We start from the raw sequence: 1,619 nt of genomic DNA on the forward strand, positions 1-1,619 counted from the left end.
GACGGTCTTATCAAGGTCATCTGGCGCGCGCTCGACGTTTACTCGATCGACGGCACCCGCAAGTCGCAGAAGCTCGCTGATCTCGCGATTGAGATCAAGAACGAGAATACCCAGCTCTTTGCGATCGACAGTGTTGACGAGACGATCCAGGAGGGCTACGACACGATCATGGCGCACAAGGACGAGATCCTCAGGATATTCGGCCCCGGCGCGGAATAGGGATCGGTTGGCAATAACCGCGGAAATATGATTAATACCACACAAAAAATGCCGGCTTAAAACACGAAATGGTTTTAAGCCGGCTAATATTATTTAAATATAAATCAGAACTTTACCTTTTCCGCGATGTACGCGTTGAGCTCGTCGATCTTTACTCTCTCCTGCTGCATCGTATCTCTGTCGCGGACTGTCACGCAGCCGTCTTCGATGCTGTCGAAGTCGTAGGTCACGCAGAACGGAGTACCGATCTCGTCCTGACGGCGGTAACGCTTGCCGATCGAGCCCGCGTCGTCGAAGTCGACCATGAAGTCCTTTGAGAGCTGCTCTCTTACCGCGTCAGCCTTGTCGCTGAGCTTCTTTGAGAGCGGAAGTACCGCTGCCTTGAACGGCGCGAGGTACGGGTGGAAGCGCATTACTACGCGGCTGTCCTTCTCGTCAAGCTGCTCCTCGTCGTAGGCCTCCACAACGGTAGCGAGGAAGAGTCTTTCCACGCCGAGCGACGGCTCGATGACATAGGGAACGTAGCGGGTGTTGTCGGTGGGATCGAAGTAATCGAGAGCCTGACCGCTTTCCTTGATGTGCTGGTTAAGGTCGTAGTCGGTTCTGTCGGCAATGCCCCACAGCTCGCCCCAGCCGAAGGGGAAGAAGTACTCAAAGTCGGTAGTACCCTTGGAGTAGAACGCGAGCTCCTTGGGATCGTGGTCGCGGAGTCTGAGGTTCTCCTCCTTGATGCCGAGGGAGTAGAGGAAGTCGCGGCAGTAGCTTCTCCAGTAGTCGAACCACTCGAGGTCGGTGCCGGGCTTGCAGAAGAACTCAAGCTCCATCTGCTCGAACTCGCGCACGCGGAAAATAAAGTTGCCGGGAGTGATCTCGTTGCGGAAGGATTTTCCGACCTGACATACGCCGAAGGGAAGCTTCTTTCTTGTTGTACGCGCGATGTTAGCGAAGTTTACGAAGATGCCCTGAGCGGTCTCGGGACGGAGATACAGCTCGTTCTTGCTGTCCTCGGTAACGCCCTGGAAGGTCTTGAACATCAGGTTGAACTGACGGATCTCGGTGAAATTGTGCTTGCCGCAGTTGGGACAGGGAATCTGGTGCTCGTTGATGTAGTCTGTCATCTGCTCGTTCGACCAGCCGGCAACGTTGGTGCCGTCAAAGTCCTCGATCAGATCGTCTGCGCGGTGACGGGTCTTGCACTCCTTGCAGTCCATTTTAGGATCTGAGAAGCCGCCTACGTGACCGGAAGCGACCCATGTCTGCGGATTCATCAGGATCGCGGCGTCAAGACCGACGTTGTACTTGTTCTCCTGAACGAACTTCTTGAGCCACGCCGCCTTGATGTTGTTCTTGAGCGCCATACCCAGAGGGCCGTAGTCCCAGGTATTGGCAAGGCCGCCGTA

The 1,619-nt window shown here is 55.3% G+C and carries 2 protein-coding genes; one reads left to right on the plus strand and one right to left on the minus strand.

Annotated features, from left to right (window positions below; genetic code table 11):
• On the plus strand, positions 1–219 hold a 219-nt coding region (locus tag KQI64_RS00230), incomplete at its 5' end, for a hypothetical protein (RefSeq protein ID WP_216522776.1).
• A gap of 104 nt (positions 220–323) precedes the next feature.
• Here KQI64_RS00230 and KQI64_RS00235 read toward each other — a convergent pair.
• Positions 324–1,619, minus strand: a 1,296-nt coding sequence (locus KQI64_RS00235; protein WP_216522777.1) for a glycine--tRNA ligase, incomplete at its 5' end; no start/stop codon positions are given.

The organism is Lachnoclostridium sp. MSJ-17 (genome assembly GCF_018918205.1).
GTDB lineage: Bacteria > Bacillota > Clostridia > Oscillospirales > Acutalibacteraceae > Ruminococcoides.